Raw genomic sequence first — 22018 nt, forward strand, 5'->3', positions numbered from 1 at the left:
ATTATGCGCTGCATACGCGAGTATTTCTCAGGCCGCGATCGCCTTGCGGCCGATCGCAATGGTCAGTGCGCCGAGCAGTATGCCGGCGGCGAGATGGCCGGCGAAGTCCATCGCCGACATCGCAATCGGGTGGCAGAACGCCAGCAGTCCGAACGACAAAAATGCCGCTCCCGCCCCGGCGAACGTCAGGGAACGGACCGGATGGAGCGACCGCGTGCGGCGCAGCGCGAGCACGGTGACCGCGATCATGGGGGCTCCGGCGACCAGCACGAAGGTGAAGCAGTAGCTGCCGTGGCCCAGCTGCCCGACGGGATGGCGGGCTATGCCGATGCTATAGACTGCCAGTCCCAACCACATAGCGAGGCAGGCCACGAACCAGCCGCTTACCCGCGCGACCCGGCCCGGCACGCTGACCGACAGGGCGGCCATGAGCGCGGCGATCCCCAGGCCAAGCGAAAGCAGGATGTTCGCGGCCGCGACCCCGGCAAGGGGGCCGGTCCAGTCGGTGCTGGCGCGATGGAGCAGTTGCGTCATGAGCCAGCCGACGCCCAGCGCAACCGGGGTCCAGCCGAGTGCCCGGCGCCAGGCCGGAGCCACGCGCCGTACCGGCGCTGCCTCGTCGCAAAGCGTGTCGATAAGGGTGTCATGGTCAACCATGTGTCTGCTTTCCATGTTCGCGCAGTCTGGTGATCGCGCGGTGCAGCAAGGACTTTACGGCGGAGACGGAGAGCCGGCTTTCCTGCGCGGCGGCATCGAGCGTCATCTCCTGCAGCTTCACCAGCTCGATCATCTGGCGCTGGCGATCGGGCAGGATGTTGAGCATCCCCGCGAGTTCCCGTTCGGCGCCGATGGCGTCGAAAGCCGCCGCAGCGCCGGGATCGACGGTGCCGGAAAGGGTTTCGTCCCGGTTGATCTCCCTTCCGCGCGACCTACCCTGCCGCCGCAGCGCATCCACCGCCCTTGCCGAGACGATGGCCGAGACCCACGGCAGCAGCGGCAGCGCCGGATCATAGGTATGGCGCAGGCGATGCAGCGTCATCAGCACGTCCTGCACGACGTCCTCGGCCAGCGCGTCGTCGAAGATGCGGCGGCGCACCCTGGCCCGAACGACCGGCACCAGCGCGCGCAGGACCAGCCGGTAGGCGCGCTGGTCGCCGTCCTGCGCCCGCCGCATGAGGGCGGGCCATGCATCCTGCGGCGCGGCATTCTCCGGCGCCACCTTCTCCGACGACAGTGTATCGTTCACTCAGGGGCCACGCGGCTTCCGGGATGAACGGGCGGGATCGTATGCATCGTCTCGTCAAACCTTCTTGCCGGACGCGGCCTGCAGTGCATCGAGCGTGGTCTTCGTGTCCAGCACTTGCGGCAATATCACCGGATCGCCGCCCTTGGCCGGATAGACGAGGTAGAGCGGCAGCCCGGAGCGGCCCAGTTCCATCATAGCCTGTTCGATCCGCGCATCATAGTTGGTGGAATCCGCCACCATGTAGGTGGTGCCGGTGCGCGAGATGCCGTCCTTGAAAGCGGCGGTGGAAAGCACTGCCTTTTCGTTGACCTTGCAGGTCAGGCACCATTCGGCCGAGAAATCGACGAAGACGGCGTGACCGGCCGCCCGCGCCTTCGCGACCGCTTCAGGCGACCAGGGCACCGGCGCGATGTCGGTCCGTATGCTGCCAGCGGATGCCTGCATCTGCGCGGCCGGGGGAGAGGCCCGCAGCGCATTGCCCGGCAGGGCGCAGAGCGCCGCGATCGCCGCCGCGCCTGCGATCGTGAGCCCTTGCAGGACAGGGGCGGGGCGACCGGCCATCGCGCGCCTTTGCGCCATGCCGTAGATCCAGCATGTGAAGGCCAGCAGCAGGGCGCAACCCAGCATCAGGGCCAGGCCCGCACTTCCGGTCTGCTGTGCCAGCACCCATAGCAGCCATGCGGCGGCGGCCAGCATCGGAAAGGCCAGCGCATGCTTGAGCGTCGTCATCCATGCTCCGGGTCGCGGGAGGCGCCTCGCCAGCGCCGGGCTGAAGGACAGCGCCGTGAAGGGCGCGGCCACGCCCAGGCCCAGCGCCGCAAAGATGGCTAGCGCGGCCAGCGGCGGCTGGACGAGCGCGAAGCCGATGGCCCCTGCCATGAACGGTCCGGCGCAGGGCGTCGCCACCACCACGGCCAGCGCGCCGGTGAGCGCCGCACCCAGCATCCCGTCCTTCCCGTCGAGCGTCTGGCCCATGCGCTGCAGGCCCAGGCCGAACTCGAAGAGACCGGCAAGGTTGAGCGCCGAACCCAGCAACACCAGCACCAGCACGGCGACCACGAGCGGGGACTGGAGCTGGAAGCCCCAGCCCACCGCCTGCCCGCCGGCACGCAGGGCGATCAGCGTGCCGGCGAGGGCCAGCATCGCCAGCAGGGTTCCACCGAGGAACGCCAGCCCCTCATGCCGCATCCGCTGCGGATCGCCGCCCTGGCGGGCCAGCCCGAACGCTTTCAGCGAGATGATCGGAAAGACGCAGGGCATCAGGTTGAGGATCAGCCCGCCGAGGAAGGCGGACAACAGGGCAACAAGCATGACGGGGCCTCTTGGCGACGGGAAGGATCGATCGTGGGGAAAAGGTCAGCCGTGCTTGGCTTTCCATGCGCGCACTGCCGCCATCGTCTTCTCGATGTGGGCCTGCGGGTTCATGTCGGTGTAGCTGAGCAGGATCGTCCCGTTGGGGGCGATCACGAACGAGGTACGGTTGGAAATCGTCTGCTTGCCGCCCTGCATCGTCGCGTCGAACTTGGCGGCGACCTTGGCGTTCGGGTCGGCGGCGACGGCGAACTGGTTGCGGCATTCCGACTTCGAGAATTCGGCGACACGTTCGACATTGCCCGCGGTCACACCGATCACGCTGGCGCCCAGCTTCTTGAAATCGCCGGTGGCTTCGGCGAAGAGGTGCGCCTCGACCGTGCAGCCGGACGTGAAGGCGGCGGGGAAGAAGTAAAGCACGACCGGCCCCTTCTTCAGCGCCTTGGCCAGCGAGAGATCGAAGGGCTTGCCCCCCAGCGCGGCGTTCAGGGTGAAGTCGGGGGCTTTCGCGCCTTGCGGCAGGGCGGCGAAGCTCTGGCTCGGCACGGCGGCCATGAATAGACCAACGGCCAGCGACAAGGCGAAATTCTTCCGGATTTTCATCGGCTCTGCTCCAACGGGGGGCTCCAACGGGTTCAAGGCGAAAGCGCTCTGATCGAGCGCTTTCCCATCGCTGTTCGCTGGTGGGTGGCAAAAAGTTGCGGTCCGGAAATTTGCTCGCCGCTTTTTTTAACGGCGCGGCTCTGCTGCGTATTCATTCTCCGACCGGCGCCGCTCGTCCCGGATCAAATGCGGGCGAGCGCAATTCGTCGCAATATTCGTTTAGTCATGCATCCGCTGACGGTACTGGTCGTTAGAGCGGCATGGCCTCCATGACCGACCGTTCGCCCCCGGTGGCCTCAGCTTCATGCCAGGCAGCCCGGTTCGCTATGGTCCGCGGTCTTACCGAGGCGCTTGTCGCGCCGCTGTCCGATGCCGACGCCACCATTCAGTCCATGCCGGACGCTTCTCCGGCGAAGTGGCATCTGGCGCATACGACGTGGTTCTTCGAAACTTTCGTGCTGCGCGACCACCTGCCCGGCTACAGGCTTTTCGACGACGCCTGGCCTTTCCTGTTCAATTCCTATTACGAGGCGGAAGGGCCGCGCCACGCGCGCCCGCAGCGCGGGATGCTCTCGCGACCCGCGCTGGACGAGGTGCTGGCCTACCGCGCTCATGTCGATGCGCATGTGGAACTGCTTTTGCATCGCGCCGATCTTGCCGAACTGATCGCATTGGGGCTCAACCACGAGCAACAGCATCAGGAACTGCTGCTCACCGACCTGAAGCATGCGCTTTCGCTGAACCCCCTGGCTCCCGCCTATGCCTATCCGCGCGCGCCGGAGAGCGGGACGGCGTCCGCCGTGCCGATGGACTGGCACCGGCACGAAGGCGGCCTTCATCGGATCGGCCATGGCGGCGGGGAAGCTGGCTTCGCGTTCGACAACGAAGGCCCGGCGCATGAGGTGCTGCTCGAACCTTTCGCTCTTGCCCGTCGTCTCGTGACGAACCGCGAATGGGCGGAGTTCGTTGCCGACGGCGGCTATCGCAACCCGGCGCTGTGGCTGTCGGACGGGTGGGCCTGGATCAATGCAGAGGGGCTGACGGCGCCGCTCTACTGGCGCGAGGACATGGCCTTCACGCTGTCCGGTCTCCAGCCGATCCTGCCCGATGCGCCGGTTGCGCATGTCTCGTTCTATGAGGCCGACGCCTTCGCCACCTGGGCGGGGCACCGCCTGCCGACCGAATTCGAATGGGAAGTCGCGGCGGCGGGGCATGATCCGTCGGTTGGCGTCCAACTCGACGCGGGGGCCGGAGCGTTCGGAATCCACCCCCAAGGTTCGCCTGGGCTGTTCGGGGACTGCTGGCAATGGACCCGCTCCGCTTACCTGCCGTATCCGCGTTTCCGCCCTGCGGCGGGCGCGGTGGGTGAGTACAACGGCAAGTTCATGTCCGGGCAGTGCGTGCTCAAGGGCGCCAGCTGCGCAACGCCGCGCGGGCACTCGCGCGCCACGTACCGCAATTTCTTTCCCCCCGACAAGCGCTGGCAGTTCACCGGCGTGCGCCTCGCTAAGGACTTGTAGACCATGGCCACCGCCGTCCGCGAACTGATCGATACCTCCCGCGATGCCCTGCGCGCGCAGTTCCGCCGCGACGTGCTGACCGGCCTCTCGCAGCCGCGCAAGGCGATCCCGGCGCGCTGGTTCTACGACCATCGCGGCAGCCAGTTGTTCGAGGAGATCACGCGGCTGCCCGAATACTATCCTACCCGCGTCGAGACCGGCATCCTCATGGCCCACGCCACGCGGATCGGGCGCATGGTCGGATCGCGGCATCACGTCGTCGTGGAGTTCGGCGCGGGCAGCGCGACCAAGACGCCGTTGCTGCTCGATGCGATCTGGACCGCCGCTTACGTGCCGATCGACATTTCGGGTACATTCCTTTCCGAATCCTGCGAGGCGCTGGCGGCGCGCTATCCCGACCTGCCGATCCACCCGGTCGAGGCGGACTTCAGCGTGCCCACCGCGCTGCCCGCCGAAGTGGCCGATCATCGGCGCCTGGGCTTCTTTCCCGGCTCCACGATCGGCAACATGGAGCCGATGGCGGCCGCCGACTTGCTGCGTTCGATGCGCGAGACGCTGGGCGCGGGCAGCCTGTTGTTGATCGGCTTCGATCGCATCAAGGCGGAGGCGGAACTCGTCCGCGCCTACGACGATGCGCAAGGCGTGACGGCGGCGTTCAACCTCAATCTGGCGGAGCGCATCAACCAGGAGCTTGGCGGCACGATTCCGCGTGACGGGGTTGCGCACCGGGCGGTCTGGAACGACGATCGCGCCCGGATCGAGATGCACATCGCGGCGACGCGCGACATCGATTTCGAGGTCTGCGGTCGCTCTTTCACGATGGCGGCGGGCGAGACGATCCACACCGAAAACAGCCACAAGTACGATCCGCGCAGCGCCGACACGCTGCTGCTGGCGGGGGGCTGGGAGCCGCTGCAGGGCTTCGGCGATGCGGATGACAAGTTCATGGTCATCCTCGCCCGCGCGATCGGCGATGACCTCACCGCCTGACGGTGGAAACGGGCTGAGCGCGTTGCCAGTTTAAGGCGAAGTCACGGTCCGAGCTGCCGCAACGGGGGGGCGGGGCGGTCTCGCGTGCCTGGGCCGGCATCCCAGTTGGCCGATGTCGGTGCACGGTGCTAGGGGCGCAGGAGCAGCACGGGCTTCCAGCCCGGGCAACCAGCACAGGAACCCAATTCGATGATTCAGGCCGGCCCGACGTTCAAGGACAATCTGCAGCAGTTTCCGCCGATCGCGGGGGTGGATCGCATCGATCTCGTCGGGATTGACGGCGCGGTGGTCGCCAGCATCGAGAATCAGCCGGGCAAGCAGGGTTCGCTCGCGGTCTACCAGTACCTCAAGCAGTCGTTCGGCACGCTCGACGCCCGCGCGGCGGAGCATGGCCTCGACGTATTCGCCGAGCACACTGCCGATGCCCGCAACCGCCCCGGCGCGCATCCCAACATCGACCGTCTTCTGGAAGTCGCGGCGGGCGGCGGCACGCTTGCCATCGAAGTTATACCCCAGCCGCTCGGTTGAGGGCGCAGTGCGCACTGGCTGCTTGATTGCGGCGCGCGCACACAAGTTTTCGGCGAACGGTGCAACGCCCGGCTACGACCAGGGTGCGGCAGGTCAGATGACCCGCCGTACTACTGGAAGGAGCATTCGTGGCCTGCAAGCGTGACCGAGTTGGCTGGAAGGGATACCTCCCGGCGATCACGACCCCGTTCGACGACCAGCGCAACCTCGACTTCGATGCTCTCGGCACTCTGCTCGAATGGCTTCATGGGGAAGGCATGCACGGGCTGGTCGTCGCGGGGACGACCGGCGAGTGGTTCAGCCTAGACGCCGGCGAACGCCATGCGCTGTTCGCGGCGGCGGGCGCGCAGATGGGCAAGCGGCTGCCGCTGATCGCGGGGTGCAGCGCCTATACGCCTGCGGAAGTGCTGGCGCACATCGAGCAGGCCCATGCCGCCGGCTTCTCCGGCGCGCTGGTGACGCCGCCGCCTTATGCGCGGCCCGGCGACGAGGACATCCTTGCTTTCTACACGACGATCGCGCGGCACAGTCGCCTGCCGATCTGCGTCTACAACTGGCCGCCGGGCACCGAGATCGACTTGTCCCTGCCGCTGCTGGAGCGCATCGCCGCTCTCGACGCGGTGGTAGCGATCAAGCATTCGACGGGTGACATGGCGCATTTCATGGCGACCTTTTTCGCGCTTCACGCCGAGGTCCGCGTGTTCGGCCTGCCGCTGGACGAAGTGGGCCTCACGATGGTGCGGTTGCACGATGCGGACGGAACGATGGGCGCGGGCGGTGTGCTGGGCCACAACCAGCCGGATTTCTACAACCTGGCATGGCAGGGCGACTTCGACCGGGCGCTTGCCTGCGGGGCGAAGGATCGCGTCATCATGCGCGAATGGTTCACACCTTCGCTGGTCGGGCGCTTCGGTTCCGCCGCCGCCATCCTCAAGGCGGCGCTCAATGCGCGCGGCGTCCCCGGCGGGCGGGTGCGTTCGCCGTTCCAGGACGTGAGCGCCGCGGACGCCGGGCGCATCGCGGCTACGCTTGCCGGGCTCGGCTGCCTGGGTGACACGCCAGGCGTGCAGCGGGCGATGGAGGGCGTGGGCTGATATTTCGCGGCGATCGCGGGCGCTAATTTGCGTCAGCGACAATGAAACCGGGATGGCGATCGCATTGATCGCACCAGGCTGAAATGGAAGCATCAGGACCGGCCGCAAGGCCCGCAGAGAAGACAAGAGCACCGCGCCGGAACGAGCGCGGCACGAATGCAGGCAACCAGGAGGAAGTCAGTTGGCGCGTTATCGCATTTTCGCGGTGGCGCCCGGCCTTTCAGCGCATGAGGGTTTGATCCATGAAGACACGATACATGACTGCCATTTCGACCAAGGCGCTGGTTTGTGCCGGACTGGTCTCCGGGGCGTTCGCCACCTTCTCCGCGCCCGCCATGGCCCAGACCGCCGACGAGCCGAGCGCGCCGAACGAGATCACCGTCACCGCCCGCAAGCGCAACGAGACCGCGCAAACCGTCGCCGACCCGATCAGCGTCGTGACGGCCGCGAAGATCGGTAATGCCGACTTGCGCACGCTGCAGGACGCGGTGCGCCTGACCCCGAACCTCGTCGTGCTCGACGGCCTCTATCCGGGCTACAAGACCGTGTCGTTCCGTGGTTTCACCACGCTCGGCCGTGACGGCGAGTTTCCCTTCGCCACCGTCGTCGACGGTGTCGTCCAGCCGGGCCAGATGTTCTTCCAGCAGGACCTCGTCAACGTCCAGCAGATCGAAATCCTGCGCGGTCCGCAGGGCACGCTCTACGGCGGCGGCGCGATCGCGGGCGCCATCAACATCGTGACGCGCAAGCCGACCAACGAATACACCGGAAACGCCTCGTTCCAGTATTTCAACGGTGACGAAAAGCGCGGTCTGGTCGGACTGTCCGGTCCGATCTTCAAGGATAAGCTGTACTTCTCGGTCGGCGCATCGGCTTACGATACCGATGGCCTCATCAAGAATCTGGCGAATCCGAAGAACGTCGATTTCGGCAAGGGCCTGACCACGCGCGCGCAACTGCTGTTCACGCCGACCGAAGACCTGACTTTCGCCCTTAGCGCCACGACGACCGATAGCAAGACCGGCGGCCTTTGGCTGGCCCCGGTGCCGGATGTGGACTTCAAGGATACCATCCCCGATCCGAGCGAGAACCAGGCGGGCATCGTGAAGACCAAGCTGCGCGGCTATTCGCTGAAAAGCGACTGGGCACTTGGCGGGGCGACGCTCACCTCCGTTACCGCCTATTCGCGCGGGCGCGACTACACCACGGCGGATGGCGATTTCACGGCGGTCGATGCCTATACGCAGACCGTGCACTTCGTCGATACGACCTGGTCGCAGGAACTGCGCCTGACTTCGACCGGCGAAGGGCCGTTCAAGTGGAACGTCGGCGGCTATTACCAGGACGAAAAGCGCGATTATCAGAGCAGCTACGGTCCTGTCGGCGGCACGCCGGGCCTGAACGACAGCCTGAGGCACTATGAGACGTTCGCATTGTTCGGCCAGGCGTCCTACGAACTGACCGACCGCCTCGAACTGACCGGCGGCTTGCGCTACGACTGGGAAAACCAGTCCTACTTCGATCGCCTGAGCGGCCAGATCCTCAAGCAGAAGTTCAGCGAGCCGCAGGGCAAGGCATCTGTCTCCTACAAATGGAGCCCGGACCTGTTCACTTATGCGACCTACTCGCGCGGTTATCGCAAGGGCGGGTTCAACCCCAGCAGCAGCGCCGAAACGCTGTTGTATTACGCCCCCGAAACGGCCGACAACTTCGAAGCCGGGTTCAAGAGCAACTTTGGCGGCAGCCTGATGACCTTGAACGGCGCCTTGTTCTACACCGACTTCAAGGGGCAGCAGTTCTCCACCTCGCGCGTGCTGGAGGGTGACGGTATCTACACTGCCATCTCCAACATCGGAAAGACGCAAGTGATGGGTGCAGAAGCCGAGCTGTCGATCCGGCCGACGCGCGGGCTCAGCATCAACGGCTCGGTCGGTTATTCGGATGTGAAGATCAAGAACTTCGTGCCCGAGGATCAGGACGCTTATCACAACAACGTAATCCCGCAGATCTACCGCTTCACGGCGCAGCTCGGCATCGACTACGAAGCCGATCTGACCGACGATTTGAAGCTTGTCGCGCATGGTGACATGTCGCATCGCGGCAACGTCTACTGGGACGTCCAGAACTCGCTGGAGACCGGGCCGAAGACGTTCTTCAACGCCAAGGTTACGCTGCAGAAGGGCATGTGGTCGCTCTCCGCGATCGGCCGCAATCTCAGCAACGAGAGAACGCCGATGGCGGTCGGACCCCACGCACTGGGGACCTCGACGCTTGCCAGCTACAACAGCCCGCGCCAGTACGGCGTCGAGGTCGGCGTGAAGTTCTGATCGGACAGGGCCGGTGGGGGGTGCCCCCACCGGCCCGGTTCGTGTGAACGACAGGATAGATTACAGGCAACAGGGCAAGGCATTGCACCGCAGGGACATTCTCAAGTGGATCGCCGCCGCCGCGTTCAGCACGCCGGCGATAGCACAGGGCATGGCGGATCATGCAGGTCATATGATGGGCGGTGGCGATGCGGCTCCGTCGGTGCCGCTGCCTCCGCCTTACACCCCATTTGCCCCTGAACACCACGCCGCGCTGGAGCGGCTGGTGGACCTCGTCATTCCTGCCGACGATACGCCCGGCGCGAAAGATGCGGGCGTCACCGGGTTCATCGAGATGATGTACCAGCACTGGATGAACGACGAGGAGCGCCGCCGCTGCGACGCCGAACTCGATCTCGTGCTGGCCGCCTTCGCTGCCGGGGGCGATCCGGTGGTCACGCTCTACGACGGCACGCGCTTCAAGGCGCCGACGCTGCGCAAGCTGACCGTCTACGGCTATTACACCAGCGAGATCGGCGCGAGCCAGGAGCTTGATCTCAACCTCGTGCCCGGCTCCTACGACGCCTGCGCGGCACTGGGCGCCGACGATAAGGCGCCCTCTCTCTACGTCTGGGGAATTTCGATGAGCCTTGCCAGCGGAGCAGGCGCCTGATGGATGCTGACGTCATCATCGTCGGCTCGGGCATTTCGGGCGGCTGGGCCGCGAAGGAACTGACTGAGCGCGGCTTCTCTGTGCTGTTGCTGGAGCGTGGCCGCGACGTCGATCCTGCCAGCGACTACGTCACCGAGCACCTCGCCCCTTACGAGCTGCCCTATCGCGGCTTCGGCGACCGCCACCGCTATCAGCGCGACTACAAGGTCCAGTCGCTCATGGCGGGACTTTCGGACGCCAACGAACACTGGTTCGTCAATGATGCCGAAAACCCCTACGAGACCGCACCCGAGGCGGACTTCGCGTGGATACGCGGCTATCACCTCGGGGGGCGCTCCATCACCTGGGGGCGCGCTTCCTTTCGGCTGAGCCCGCTCAACTTCTCCGAAGCGGGCAGGGACGGCCACGGCATTCCCTGGCCGATCGGTTATGACGACCTTGCGCCGTGGTATTCGCACGTCGAGCGCTTCATCGGCGTCAACGGCGATGCGGACGGCATTCCCTCTCTGCCCGACGGCGAGTTCATGCCCCCGCACGGCATGAACTGCGTGGAGGAGCACGTGAAGGGTGCGGTTGCCGCGAAGTTCGGCGGGCGCCCGATCATCAACGAACGCAGCGCCGTGCTGACCCAGCCGATCGGCGACCGCCAGCCGTGCCACTACTGCGGCCCGTGCATCCGGGGCTGCTCCACCGGTTCCTACTTCAGCAGCGAAAGTTCGACGCTTCCGGCCGCGAAGGCGACCGGGCGGCTCAAGGTGATGACTGACGTGGTGGTGGACTCGCTCATCCACGATCCGGCGACGAACCGCGTCACCGGCGTGCGGATCATCGACGCGAAAAGCCGCACGCGCAGCACCGTTTCGGCGCGGGTGGTGTTCCTCAATGCCTCGACGCTGGGGTCGACGCAGATCCTGCTCAATTCCCTCGATACGCAGACCGGACGCAGCTTCGCGAACCGTTCCGACGCACTCGGCCGCTACCTGATGGATCACGTCATGGGACCATTCGGTCTGGCGACGATCCCCGGCTTCACCGACCGCATGCCGATGGGCAACCGGCCGAGCGGCATCTATATCCCGCGCTTTCAGAACCTCGACGGCAGCGACCGGCAGTTCCGGCGCGGCTACGGCTACCAGGGCAGCGCCTCGCGCCAGATGTGGACGCGGGGAGGAGAGGGCGACGACATCGGCCTGTCGCTCAAGCACCGTCTGCGCCAGCCGGGGCCGTGGCAGATGTTCATCGGCGGCATGGGCGAATGCATGCCTTATGCCGACAACCGCGCTACGCTCTCCAGCCAGACCGACAACTGGGGCCGTCCGCAGCTGCACGTCGAATTCCACTGGCACGAGAACGAACTGGCGATGGCCAGGGACATGGCCGCAGAGGCGAAAGCCATGCTGGAGGCCGCCGGGGCTACCGACATCATGGTCGGCGATACCCTCGGGTCGGGTGGCCTCGCCATTCACGAGATGGGCACCGCGCGAATGGGCGACGATCCGGCGCAGGCGGTTCTCAACGCGCGCAACCAGTGCCATGACGCGGCGAACGTGTTCGTGACGGACGGCGCCTGCATGACCGCTTCGGCCGCGCAGAACCCGTCGCTGACCTACATGGCGCTGACAGCGCGCGCTGCCGCCTTCGCGGCCGACCAGATGAAGCAAGGAGTGCTGTGATGACCGACTTCGCCCTTTCCCGCCGTGGCCTGCTGGGCGGTACGGCCCTGTTGGCGACTGGGCTGGCGGCAGGCTCCATGCTGGGCGGCGCCGGCGCCTTTGCCCGCCCGCCGAAGCGGCCGCTGGGCATCCAGCTCTACACCCTGATGACGCTGCTGGATGCCGACTTCGAGGGCACCGTGGCGAAGGTCGCGAAGATGGGATACCGCGAGGTCGAGACGCTCGGCAGCTTCGGCCGCGACCCGGCTTTCGTCCGCGATGTCTTCGATCGCAACGGCCTCGTTTCGCCCTCTCAGCACATCATGCCGCCGGGCTTGTACGAAGTGTTCGACGATGGCGTGGCGGGCCGCATCGACCGCGCCACCTTCGAGCGCAAGTTCATCGAGGCGTTCGACTTCGATCACGTCGAGGGCCTGATCGACGCCTGCGCCAAGCAGGCCCGGCCGCTCGGCCAGAAGTACATCGTGTGGCAGATCAGCTGGCCCTCGCAGCTGCAGTCGCTGGAGCAGATCAAGCAACTCATCGCCGCGCTGAACCGCGCCGCGCAGGCTGCTCACGATCGCGGGTTCCAGCTGGCGTACCACAATCATGATCAGGAATTCAAAAAGGTCGGCCCCGACGTCCCCTACGACCTGATCATCGAAGGCACCGACCCCGACAAACTGAAGTTCGAACTCGACCTTGCGTGGGCGACCAAGGCGGGCGTCGATCCCGTGGCCTACTTCAAGCGCCATCCCGGCCGGTTCCGGATGGTCCACATGAAGGACGTCGCCGCTGATGGCAGCGTGCGCGATCCGGGCACGGGTCTGGTGGACTTTCGCCGCATCATCCCGGCGGCGGAGAAGGCGGGGATCGAGCACTTCTTCGTGGAATACGACGTGCCCACCGACCCGTTGCGCACTGCGGCGGATGCCCAGAAGTACCTCGCGCCGCTGATGTGACCTGCCAGCGGGATAATGAAATAAGAAAAGGCCCGGTCGCATGAAGCGGCCGGGCCTTTTTTGATGCCGATCAGCTGGCTTCGGGCCGTCCGATGACCTCGAAGCGGGCGATCTTGCCGTCGCGGAACCGGGCATGGGCCATGCAGACTTCGGAACCGGACTTGCCTTTGGCGGTGAAGGTGCAGCGATATTGCACGAAGCCCTGTGTCTCGTCGGCGAGCGTCGCGATCACAGGGGTGACCAGTTCGACCGCATCGCAACGCTCGCGAATTCGGGCGAAGTGGGCGCAGATGGCTTCGGGGCCGGTGCCGCGCACGCCGCCGTCGACGATGAACTGGGCATCGTCGGTGTAGTGCGCCGCAAAGGCGTCGGGCGTGAAGGCGTGTTCGCGGAAGGCCCTGTTCCACCAGTCGAACATGCGGGTGATGGGGCTGAGGGTGTCGGTCATGAAAGCTCCGTTCAGGTAAGGGCTGCGGCGGGGCGCGAGCCGGGCACCCGGTCGGCCACGAAGAGAAACACCATCGCCGCCAGCAGGGCATCGACGGTGGGGGCATGGGTGATCTCGAACAGGCCGAGGCCGACGTTCGCGCGCGGCAGCGCCGCCACGCCGACTGCTATGCCGAACACCCATGCCATCAGCGGCGCGGCGCGGAACGCCGGGATCGGTGCATTGGCGTCGGTGTAGCGGCTGCGCTTCATCAGGAAGTCGGCGACATAGGCGCCCGACATCGGCGCGATCAGCAGGCCCATGAAAGTCAGCCAGACGATGAAGTGGCCAAGGATGTCGGCCGCGGCGAGGCAGGTGCCCAGCACGCCCGCGACGACCGCCAGTTGCCAGCGCTCAACCTTCGGGAACAGCGCCGAAAGCGCCAGCGCCGAGGCGTAGAGGTTCTTGTCGTTGCTGGTCCAGGTGGCGAGGATGATGATCAGCGTGCCCGGCAGCGCGATGCCCGCCGCCAGCATCGTCGCGACGAGATCGGCGTTGCCGTAGAGCGTACCGAGCGCGGCGGCGAGGATCAGCAGCAGCGGAAAGGCGATGGCGTAGTTGATCGTCATCGCCGTCGCATTGTCCCCCGCGGTCTTCAGGAAGCGGCTCAGGTCGGGGTTGATCGAGCAGCCGAACACTTCGGCGCCGACGACCACCGAGACGATCATTCCAAGCCCCATCGGCTCTGTGATCGGGCGAGCAGCGAAAAGTCCCGCCATGCCGTGCCGGTCCAGCCCGATCGCCAGCGGTACCAGCGTCGCCATCAGCAGCAGCGGCACGCTGACCACGGCGACCTTGCCCATCGCCTTGACCCCGATCACCGCCGTCGAGGCGATCAGCGCGCCGACGAGGACGACGCCGATCCGCTCGTCCAGTTCATAGGCCAGCTGGGTGCGCAGGATCGCCGCGAGGCTCTTGACGAGGATTTGCGTCTGCAGACCGAACCAGCAGAACGAGGTCAGCACCATCATGCCCACGATCGCCATCGACCCGCGCCGCCCGAAAGTGCGCTGGATGATCATTGCGGTGGGCAGGCGGGCGACGAGACCGACATAGCCGGTCAGCACGCCCCACAGGCCCAGCAGCGCGCTGCCCAGGATCACGCCGATGGCGACGGTGGTGAAGTTCGCATGCTGGCCCAGCTGTCCACCGAACGCGAAGAACGGGACGGAGATCGAGACGCCGATCAGCACCATCGTCAGGAACGGCCAGCGGCGCAGTTCCCCCTCTTGGGGCGGGCGTTCGGGATTGCGTTCGACGATCCCGGCGATCTTGCGCAGCAGCTTCATTATCGAAAATGTCTCCAGTGCCCGCCGCCACGGGGAGGCGCGGCGGAAGGGCGGGTATGGCTCAATGGTGTCAGACGTATCGGGCAGGGCAAAGGGGAGAGGGCGGGTCTTGCGCGTGATGCAATGACTTCGCGAAGACTTGTGCCGTTTGCGCAATATCATCGGCGGCGAGTTCAGGGATTCACATCCGGGAAAGCAGTGCATGAAGAGATTTCGCGTCGCCGTCGATATCGGCGGGACATTCGTGGATTCGATCCTGTTCGATTCCGAAACGGGAACGACAAGGCTCGCCAAGGCATCGACCACCCCTGACGAACCGGTGCGCGGCGTTCTGGCCGCGCTCGACCGCCTCGGCGTGTCACTGAACGACACCGAACTGTTCGTCCACGGCACCACTCTGGGCCTCAACGCGGTAATCGAACGGCGCGGGGTCGAGACCGGCATCATCACCAATGCGGGCTTCCGCGACGTGTTCGAGATCGGCCGCGCCGACGTTCCAGCCGCCTCGATGTACGACTACCGTTACCAGCGCGAGGCGAGCATCGTGAAGCGCCGCCACCGCTTCGGCGTCGGCGGCCGCATTGATGCGCACGGCAACGAGGTGGAACCGCTCGACGAAGCCGCCGTGCTGGACGCTGCGGGCAAGCTGGCCGAGGCGGGCATCCGCTCGGTCGCGATCTGCTTCCTGCACAGCTACCGCAACCCGGTGCATGAGGCGCGCGCCGCCGAAGTCATCCGCGCGGCCTATCCGCAGCTGGCGGTCTCCGCTTCCAGCGCGATCACCCGCGAATACCGCGAGTACGAACGCACCGCGACCGCCGTGGTCGATGCCTACATCAACCCGATCTTCAACGATTACGTCGGCCGTCTTGAGAACGGGCTGGTCGAGAACGGGTTCGGCGGCAAGCTGCTCATCATGCGCTCCGCAGGCGGGGCGATGACCGCGCAGACCGCGCGGCAGGCGCCGATCTATACCGTGCTGTCCGGCCCTGCCGGTGGCCTCATCGGCGCGGGCCAGCTGGCCAAGGCGATCGGCCGCGACCGCGTGCTGACGCTGGACTACGGCGGCACCAGCCTTGACGCTGCAGTGATCGAGGACGGCGAGCCGCTGGTCATGCACGAGGCGCCGCTCGCGGACCTTCCGGCACTGATCCCGATCTTCGACATCCGCTGCATCGGCGCGGGCGGCGGCTCGATCGCCTGGGTGCAGGAAGGGCTACTGCAAGTCGGCCCGCAGAGCGCCGGTTCGCAGCCCGGCCCGATCGCCTACGGTCGCGGCGGCAATGAGCCGACCACAACCGACGCGGCGCTGATTTTGGGCTTCCTCGACCCCTCTACCTTCCTGGGCGGCACCGTCGACCTCGACGTTCCCGCCGCGAGGCAGGGCATGCAGAACCGCGTTGCCGGGCCGCTCGGCATCGATATCGACCGCGCGGCGGCGGGCATCTTCGACGTTCTCGTCGCCCGCACCGCCGGTGCCATCCGCGAGATCACCGTCGAGCGCGGCCGCGATCCGCGCGACTTCTCGATGCTCGCCTTCGGCGGCGCCGGTCCGCTGATTGCCCCGCTGATCGCCCGCGAGGTGATGAACGCCGAACTGATCGTGCCGCAGAACCCGGCCGTGTTCTCGGCCTGGGGCATGCTGATGTCGGATATCGTCACCGACGTCGCGCTGACCCAGCTGCGCCTGCTCGAACCCGAGGCGCAGGGCCCGGTGGAAGAGGCGTTCGCGACGCTCATCGAGGACGCGCGCGCGCAGCTTGAAGGGCAGAGCGGCACCCAGACCGAGCGCCGCTTCCTGCGCCTCGTCGAATGCCGCTATGCCGGGCAGGAACACGCGCTGGAGATCGAACTGCCCGAGGGTGAGGATCTCGCCTCGCTGCGCGCCCGCTTCGACGACCTCCACCGCGAGCGCTACGGCCACGCCATCGCCGCGCCGGTTCAGATCGTCACGCTGCGCGTGCGCGCCAGCGCGGTCATGCCCAAGCCCACCCTGCCGATCGTGCCCGAGGCCACCGGCCCGGCATCGGACGCGCAGATCGGTTCGCGTGAGGCGTTCTGCTTCGCCCTGCGCGAACGCACGCCGTTTGCGGTCTACGATCGCAAGCTGCTGGGCGCGGGCCACACCTTCGACGGTCCCGCAATCGTCGAGGAAGGCACCACCACCACCGTCATCCATTCCGACCAGACCGTCGCCGTCGATCCGCACGGCCACCTCATCGTCCGCAGGAAGTCCGCATGAGCACCGAAACGAAGCTTGATGGCGCGACCGTAGAGGTCATCCGCAGCTACCTCGTCTCCGCCGCCGAGGAGATGCGCCGCACGTTGATCCGCACCGCGTTCAACCCGGTGATCTACGAGGTGCTGGACTTCGGTATCTCGATCTACGACGCCGATCTGGAACTGATTTCGGACGCGCCGGGCCTCGCATTCTTCCTGGGCGCCAACGACTACGCAATCCGCAAGGGCGTGGAGTTCGCGGGCGCAGAGACGATGCGCCCCGGCGACATCTTCATCATGAACTACCCGTACTGGAATTCGGCGCATGCGCTGGATGCTACGTTGTTCGCGCCGGTCTTCGCCGACGGCGAGGACAGGCCCTTCGCCTATACCTGCATCCGCGCGCACTGGATGGACCTTGGCGCCAAGGATCCGGGCTACGTGCTCGATTCCACCGACATGCACCAGGAAGGCCTGATCTTCCCCGGCACCCGCATCTACAAGGATGGCGCGCCGGTGAAGGACATCATCGACATCATCAAGTTCAATTCGCGCATGCCCGGGCCGGTGATGGGCGATCTCGACGCGCAGGTGGCGGCCACCCGCACCGGCGTCGAGCGCCTGAACGCGATCCTCGGCAAGTTCGGTCGCGAGGCCTTCGACGAGGCGGTGGAGCGGATCAAGGTGGCAAGCGAGGCGCTGGTGCGCCGCGCGCTGGCCGACCTGCCGCGCGGCACCTGGGAAGCGGGCGATGTGGTCGATGACGACGGCATCAGCGATGATCCGGTGCCGATCCACGTCAAGGTCACCATCGACGACGAGGGCCTGACCTGCGACTTCTCGGGCTCCTCCCCGGCGGTGCTGGGTCCGATCAACATCCCGATCGGCCTGACCGAGACGATCTGCAAGTTTGTGCTGAAATCGCTGACTTCGGCGTCGCAGCGCAACAACGCGGGTTCGTTCCGCGCGCTCAAGGTGATCGCGCCTGAAGGCAACCTGTTCCACGCGGTGTACCCCGCCGCCACCTTCACCCAGTGGCCCGCGCACCTTGCGCTGGAGCTGGTCTACAAGGCGCTGGCGCAGGGCATGCCCGAACGCATCGCGGCCTGTTCGGGCGGCGATACGCTGGGCTTCATGATGATCGGCACCGATCCGGTCACCAAGTCGATGTACGCGGTGTCGAACAACGAGCCGGTGGGCTGGGGCGGCAGTGCCGAGTTCGACGGCATCAACGCCACCAACCACATCTCGGGCAGCCTCGTGCGCAACACGCCGATCGAGGTCATCGAGATGAAGACCGGCATGATGATGGAGCAGTTCGAGATCAAGCCCGATTCGGGCGGCGCCGGCAAGCGCCGCGGAGGCATGGGCACCGAGCGCCTGATCCGCTTCACGCAGGACGGCGAGTTCCTGTCTATCACCAAGCGTTCGAAGGAAAAGCCGTGGGCGCTGGGCGGCGGCGCGCAGCCCGAGACGAACGAGCTGATCGTGCGGGCGGGCACCGATGCCGAAAAGCGCGTGGGCACCTACCGCATGCCGGTGGCGATCGGCGATCGCGCCATCGCGCGCGGTGCGGGCGGCGCGGGCTACGGCCTTGCGGCGGAGCGCGATCCGGCGGCGGTGCTGGACGACGTGCTTGACGGCTACGTCTCGGTCGAGGCGGCGCGGGAACTGTACAAGGTGGCGATCGTCGGCAGTGCCGTCGATGTGGCTGCGACCGAGGCTCTGCGCGGGGGCTGAGGGTTCGGACGACGCAAAGCAAAAGGCCCGCAGGATTGCTCCGGCGGGCCTTTTTTGTGTTTCGGCAGAGGGTTACTTCGGCAGCGACGCCAGATACGCCACCAGCGCGGCGCGCTGAGCCGGATCCTTGACCCCGGCAAAGCCCATGCGATTGCCGGGCACCATGCCAGAGGGCTTCGCCAGGAAAGCATCGAGCGTCTTGGCATTCCAGGTCACGCCGGCCTTGGCCATCGCCGGCGAGTAGCGGAAACCGGGGATGCTGCCCGCCTTTCGGCCCGAAACGCCTGCGAGGTTAGGGCCCAGCTTGTTGGCGCCGCCCGTATTGGTCGTATGGCACATCGCGCAGCTGCGTGCGAAGACCTGCGCGCCGGCGGGGGGCGGGGCGGCGAAGGCGGGGGCGGCGGCGAGCGCACCGGCGGCGGCCAGTGCCGCTGCGGCGAGGGGGAAAGTCTTCACTGTTGTTTCCTCACGGTTTTTCCGGGTCATGGTCCGGGGGAGGCGGTCACGCGGGGCAGCGTGCCACGGGGTAGAGCATGTGGCGTTCGTCGCGGTAGGGCGAACGCAGGTAGAACCACTTCAGCCGCGCCATCGGGTCGGCGGCGAAGGCGTTGTCCGAGGCCAGTTTCGCGTGGAATTCCGCGCTCAGCTCTGCGTCGGTCGCCAGCATCTCGTCGGCCATTGGCGCGATGACGTAGGCTTCGAGGTATTCGACGGGGTCGAGCATGCCCGCGACGTAGCCTTGCGCGAACAGGGAATCGGCGCAGACCGGCTCAAGCATGTGAATCGCCAAAGCTCCAAGCCTTTGATCCGTAGTCACAAAAGCCGATCCCGGGGCGAATTTCTCGACGCGCCGCTCGACGCCTGCGACGCTGGCCTTCAGGACGATCCGGCGTTCGGAGACACCGCCCGCCACCTCCAGATCCGCGAGGCGCAGCATGTCCACTTCCGCCTCGGTCCATGCCTCGGCGATCTCCATCGCGATGCCGTGGGCGCGCAGGCGGTCGAGCACGTCGAACTCGCTGGCGGGCACCCAGTAGCCGCGCGGACGGGCGATCGTCTGGCCCGGAATCGAGCCCAGAACGGGGGTTTCGAGCGCGGGAAGCGGTGTGCCGAGCCAGCGTACTTCGCGCGCACCGCTTGCCGGGGAATCGTAGAATTCCGAGGCGATCGGGTGGAACATCGTGGTCCGCACCGGCTCGGGCGCCATGTCCCAGGTGAGGACCGGCTCCGCCACGCGGCGTTCCCGGTCGGCGCGGGAGGCGGCGCGCAGCGGCACCGAGCGGCACCTAGCGGCACCTAACGATGCCTCAAGCAGCGCATACGTGCCCAGAACGCGCTGGCGCACGGGCTTTAGCGAGTGGTTCTCCACCAGCACCGTGGCGATGTGGCGAATGTCGCCGTAGCCATGCGAAAAACGCGGGGGGAACGCGGGCAGCATCAGCCCGAGTTCGGGCCGGCGATCGTCGGCGGCAAGGATGAGCGGACCGGGCAGGTGCCCCAGGGCGCGCATGTGCGCATCGACCAGCGGGCGGTAGCTGTCCTCCAGCCAGGCGCTCAGTTCGGGCGAGGCGGAGTAGCGGGCTTCCTGGAAACCGTAAGTGATGTCGTACTGGTAATCGAGGCCGTCGGTGACGTGCAGGTCGATGAACAGGTCGGGATCGATGCAGCCCAGCAGCTTGATGATCGCGCGGATCTCGGGCGAGTGCGCTTTCACGAAATCGCGGTTGAGGTTCAGCCCCTGCGCCGAGGCGCGCCAGCCCTGTTCCTCGGGCCCGCGCTGGTTGGGGCGCGCGTAGACCGAGCGGCGCTCGTGCCCGTCGGGGTTGAGCACCGGCACGAAGTACCAGTCGCAGCCGTCCAGCAGGTCCGCCTTGCCGCCCACCGCGATGTCGCGCAGCAGCATGAGGCCGGCGTCCTTGCCGTCGATCTCTCCGGGGTGGATGCCGCATTCGGTGAAGACGCGGACCGGGCCTTCTCCGTCCGGAGCCGCAGCGGCGCGGTCGAGATCGGTGCTGACGATGACCAGCGTGAGCGGCCGCCCTTCGGCGGAAGTGCCGTATTCGTAGAGCCGGATCAGCGGCGAGGCCTCCGCCAGCCGGACGAGGAACGCGCGGGTCTCCTCGTACGTCGGCGTGGTCTGGAGATCGTCGATCTCGGCCGGAGTCACCCAGGGGTCGGACGGCTGGCGGATCAACGCTTCGCTCGGCCCGGTCCAGGGCTGCACGGGGGGGAGGGGGGCGCGGCGCTCCGGCGGCCAGTAGGCGGGCTTCATCGTCTTCCTTTCACAGGTCGGCAACACGCTACCGCCCGTTCGTTGCGTGCGCGGGCACAAGACGTTGCGTGGGGGTTCGGTTGAGCGGGGCCGGCCCATGCCCCCACCCGGCCTCCCAACGATAGTACCCTGTGGGAGGCCGGGTGGGGGCGTGGGCCGGCCCCGCGAAATTCGCCGCAGGCGAATTTCCTGACAACTTCAATGCGTCCAGCTGCGCATCTTCGCTTCGAGAACCGTCAGCAGCTTGGCCGGCGCGCCTTCCAGCTGGCGGCCGAGGCGGGTGATGAGGTGGACGGATACCGGCTCCGCCTCGGTCTCGGCGAAAGGGATGGCGATCAGGCGGCGTGCGGCGATCTCGCCGAAGGCGGCGATCTGCGGCAGCACCGTCGCAAAGCGGCCCTCGCAGGCGAGGTCGCGCATCATCACGATCGACGAGGTCGTCTGCGCCGGTTCGAGATAGGCCCCTGCGGCGGCCTCCATGTGGCTGAGGATCTGGCGGATGCGAAAGCCCTTGGGCGGCAGGCACAAGTCATGCTGCGACAGGTCGGCGATCGACACCTGGTTCTTGCGCGTGAGCGGGTGCGAGGGATGGACCAGGATCATCAGCGGCTGCGCCACCGACAGGCGCACGCGCACCTTGGGCTCCGGTTCGATCTGCAGGACGAGGCCGACATGCACCTCGTCCTCCTCCACCATTCGCACGATCTCGCTGGTGGAGCCGACGTGGGTGTCGATGTGCAGGCCGGGGTTCTTCTTGTGGAAGGCGTCGATGGTTTGGAAGAAGGCGCTGGTCAGGAACCCTTCGCCCACCGCCAGCCGGATCGAGCCCTTGCGCACCCCGCGCAAGTCCTGGATGCGCGACCGCAGCGCGTCCAGCTCGGCGATGTGGGTGCGGTGGAAGTCGTAAGTGAGCTGTCCCGCCTCGGTCAGCTTCACCGAGCGGCGGCCCTTCTCGATCAGGTTGACGCCGAGATAGCCTTCGAGCTGCACGATCTGGCGGCTGATCGAGGAGACCGCCACCCCCAGCTTCTCGCTGGCGAGGCGCATCGAGCCCTGGCTCGCCGCCTCGTAGAAATAGCGCATCGCCACGTCCATCAACATCTTCGTGCAGACCCTTCCACCACC

19 protein-coding genes are annotated in these 22018 nt (G+C 66.6%); 10 read left to right on the forward strand and 9 right to left on the reverse strand.

The window, feature by feature from the left end; genetic code table 11:
- Nucleotides 1–27: 27 nt before the first annotated feature.
- From QRN25_RS22910 to QRN25_RS22925, 4 genes are read right to left on the reverse strand one after another with little or no spacing between them, the layout of a single operon-like run.
- Complete coding sequence (locus QRN25_RS22910) at nt 28–657, reverse strand: NrsF family protein (RefSeq protein ID WP_285021614.1); 630 nt, start codon at nt 655–657, stop codon at nt 28–30.
- Complete coding sequence (locus tag QRN25_RS22915) at nt 650–1246, reverse strand: RNA polymerase sigma factor (RefSeq protein WP_285021616.1); 597 nt, start codon at nt 1244–1246, stop codon at nt 650–652. The genes QRN25_RS22910 and QRN25_RS22915 overlap by 8 nt, the downstream gene beginning before the upstream one ends.
- 54 nt (nt 1247–1300) lie before the next feature.
- On the reverse strand, nt 1301–2557 hold the full coding sequence (locus QRN25_RS22920; protein WP_285021618.1) for a protein-disulfide reductase DsbD family protein: 1257 nt from the start codon (nt 2555–2557) through the stop codon (nt 1301–1303).
- Between the two features lie 45 nt (nt 2558–2602).
- Nucleotides 2603–3160 (reverse strand): peroxiredoxin, encoded by a 558-nt coding sequence (locus tag QRN25_RS22925; protein WP_271184422.1) that lies wholly within the window; start codon nt 3158–3160, stop codon nt 2603–2605.
- A gap of 260 nt (nt 3161–3420) precedes the next feature.
- Between QRN25_RS22925 and egtB the strand changes: the two genes are divergently transcribed.
- The 8 genes from egtB (at nt 3421) to QRN25_RS22965 (ending at nt 12885) form a co-directional block, all read left to right on the forward strand.
- Entirely contained in the window at nt 3421–4680 is a 1260-nt protein-coding gene (gene egtB / locus QRN25_RS22930; protein WP_271184423.1) for an ergothioneine biosynthesis protein EgtB, read from the forward strand.
- A gap of 3 nt (nt 4681–4683) precedes the next feature.
- Nucleotides 4684–5670, forward strand: coding sequence for an L-histidine N(alpha)-methyltransferase (egtD, locus tag QRN25_RS22935; protein WP_285021620.1), 987 nt, complete (start codon nt 4684–4686; stop codon nt 5668–5670).
- A 189-nt stretch (nt 5671–5859) separates the two neighbouring features.
- A complete protein-coding gene (locus QRN25_RS22940; protein ID WP_285021624.1) occupies nt 5860–6198 on the forward strand; it encodes a DUF2322 family protein in 339 nt (112 codons plus the stop codon).
- A 128-nt stretch (nt 6199–6326) separates the two neighbouring features.
- A complete protein-coding gene (locus QRN25_RS22945) occupies nt 6327–7292 on the forward strand; it encodes a dihydrodipicolinate synthase family protein (RefSeq protein WP_285021626.1) in 966 nt (321 codons plus the stop codon).
- A gap of 257 nt (nt 7293–7549) precedes the next feature.
- Nucleotides 7550–9619 carry a TonB-dependent receptor gene (locus QRN25_RS22950; RefSeq protein ID WP_285021628.1) on the forward strand — a complete coding sequence of 690 codons (2070 nt, stop codon included), beginning with the start codon at nt 7550–7552 and terminating at the stop codon, nt 9617–9619.
- Between the two features lie 82 nt (nt 9620–9701).
- Nucleotides 9702–10271, forward strand: a complete 570-nt coding sequence (locus tag QRN25_RS22955) for a gluconate 2-dehydrogenase subunit 3 family protein (RefSeq protein ID WP_285021630.1) — start codon at nt 9702–9704, stop codon at nt 10269–10271.
- Nucleotides 10271–11944 carry an FAD-dependent oxidoreductase gene (locus QRN25_RS22960; protein WP_285021632.1) on the forward strand — a complete coding sequence of 558 codons (1674 nt, stop codon included), beginning with the start codon at nt 10271–10273 and terminating at the stop codon, nt 11942–11944. Before QRN25_RS22955 ends, QRN25_RS22960 begins: the two co-directional genes overlap by 1 nt.
- Nucleotides 11944–12885 (forward strand): sugar phosphate isomerase/epimerase family protein, encoded by a 942-nt coding sequence (locus tag QRN25_RS22965; protein ID WP_285021633.1) that lies wholly within the window; start codon nt 11944–11946, stop codon nt 12883–12885. The genes QRN25_RS22960 and QRN25_RS22965 overlap by 1 nt, the downstream gene beginning before the upstream one ends.
- Nucleotides 12886–12955: 70 nt before the next feature.
- Here the strand turns inward: QRN25_RS22965 and QRN25_RS22970 are convergent, their stop codons facing one another.
- Complete coding sequence (locus tag QRN25_RS22970; RefSeq protein ID WP_285021634.1) at nt 12956–13333, reverse strand: nuclear transport factor 2 family protein; 378 nt, start codon at nt 13331–13333, stop codon at nt 12956–12958.
- A gap of 11 nt (nt 13334–13344) precedes the next feature.
- Entirely contained in the window at nt 13345–14661 is a 1317-nt protein-coding gene (locus tag QRN25_RS22975; RefSeq protein ID WP_285021636.1) for a purine-cytosine permease family protein, read from the reverse strand.
- A gap of 202 nt (nt 14662–14863) precedes the next feature.
- Between QRN25_RS22975 and QRN25_RS22980 the strand changes: the two genes are divergently transcribed.
- On the forward strand, nt 14864–16903 hold the full coding sequence (locus tag QRN25_RS22980; protein ID WP_285021637.1) for a hydantoinase/oxoprolinase family protein: 2040 nt from the start codon (nt 14864–14866) through the stop codon (nt 16901–16903).
- On the forward strand, nt 16900–18621 hold the full coding sequence (locus tag QRN25_RS22985; RefSeq protein ID WP_285021638.1) for a hydantoinase B/oxoprolinase family protein: 1722 nt from the start codon (nt 16900–16902) through the stop codon (nt 18619–18621). The genes QRN25_RS22980 and QRN25_RS22985 overlap by 4 nt, the downstream gene beginning before the upstream one ends.
- Before the next feature lie 72 nt (nt 18622–18693).
- Here QRN25_RS22985 and QRN25_RS22990 read toward each other — a convergent pair whose 3' ends face one another.
- The 3 genes from QRN25_RS22990 to QRN25_RS23000 all read right to left on the reverse strand — a co-directional run bounded on the left by QRN25_RS22990 (nt 18694) and on the right by QRN25_RS23000 (nt 21988).
- Complete coding sequence (locus QRN25_RS22990; RefSeq protein WP_285021639.1) at nt 18694–19077, reverse strand: c-type cytochrome; 384 nt, start codon at nt 19075–19077, stop codon at nt 18694–18696.
- A 46-nt stretch (nt 19078–19123) separates the two neighbouring features.
- Nucleotides 19124–20893: a M14 family metallopeptidase gene (locus tag QRN25_RS22995; RefSeq protein ID WP_285021640.1), complete on the reverse strand. Its 1770-nt coding sequence runs from the start codon at nt 20891–20893 to the stop codon at nt 19124–19126.
- Nucleotides 20894–21091: 198 nt separating this feature from the next.
- A complete protein-coding gene (locus QRN25_RS23000) occupies nt 21092–21988 on the reverse strand; it encodes a LysR family transcriptional regulator (RefSeq protein WP_285021641.1) in 897 nt (298 codons plus the stop codon).
- Between the last annotated feature and the right edge of the window lie 30 nt (nt 21989–22018).

This window comes from Novosphingobium sp. fls2-241-R2A-195, from assembly GCF_030209485.1.
In the GTDB taxonomy this organism is placed as follows: Bacteria; Pseudomonadota; Alphaproteobacteria; order Sphingomonadales; family Sphingomonadaceae; genus Novosphingobium; species Novosphingobium resinovorum.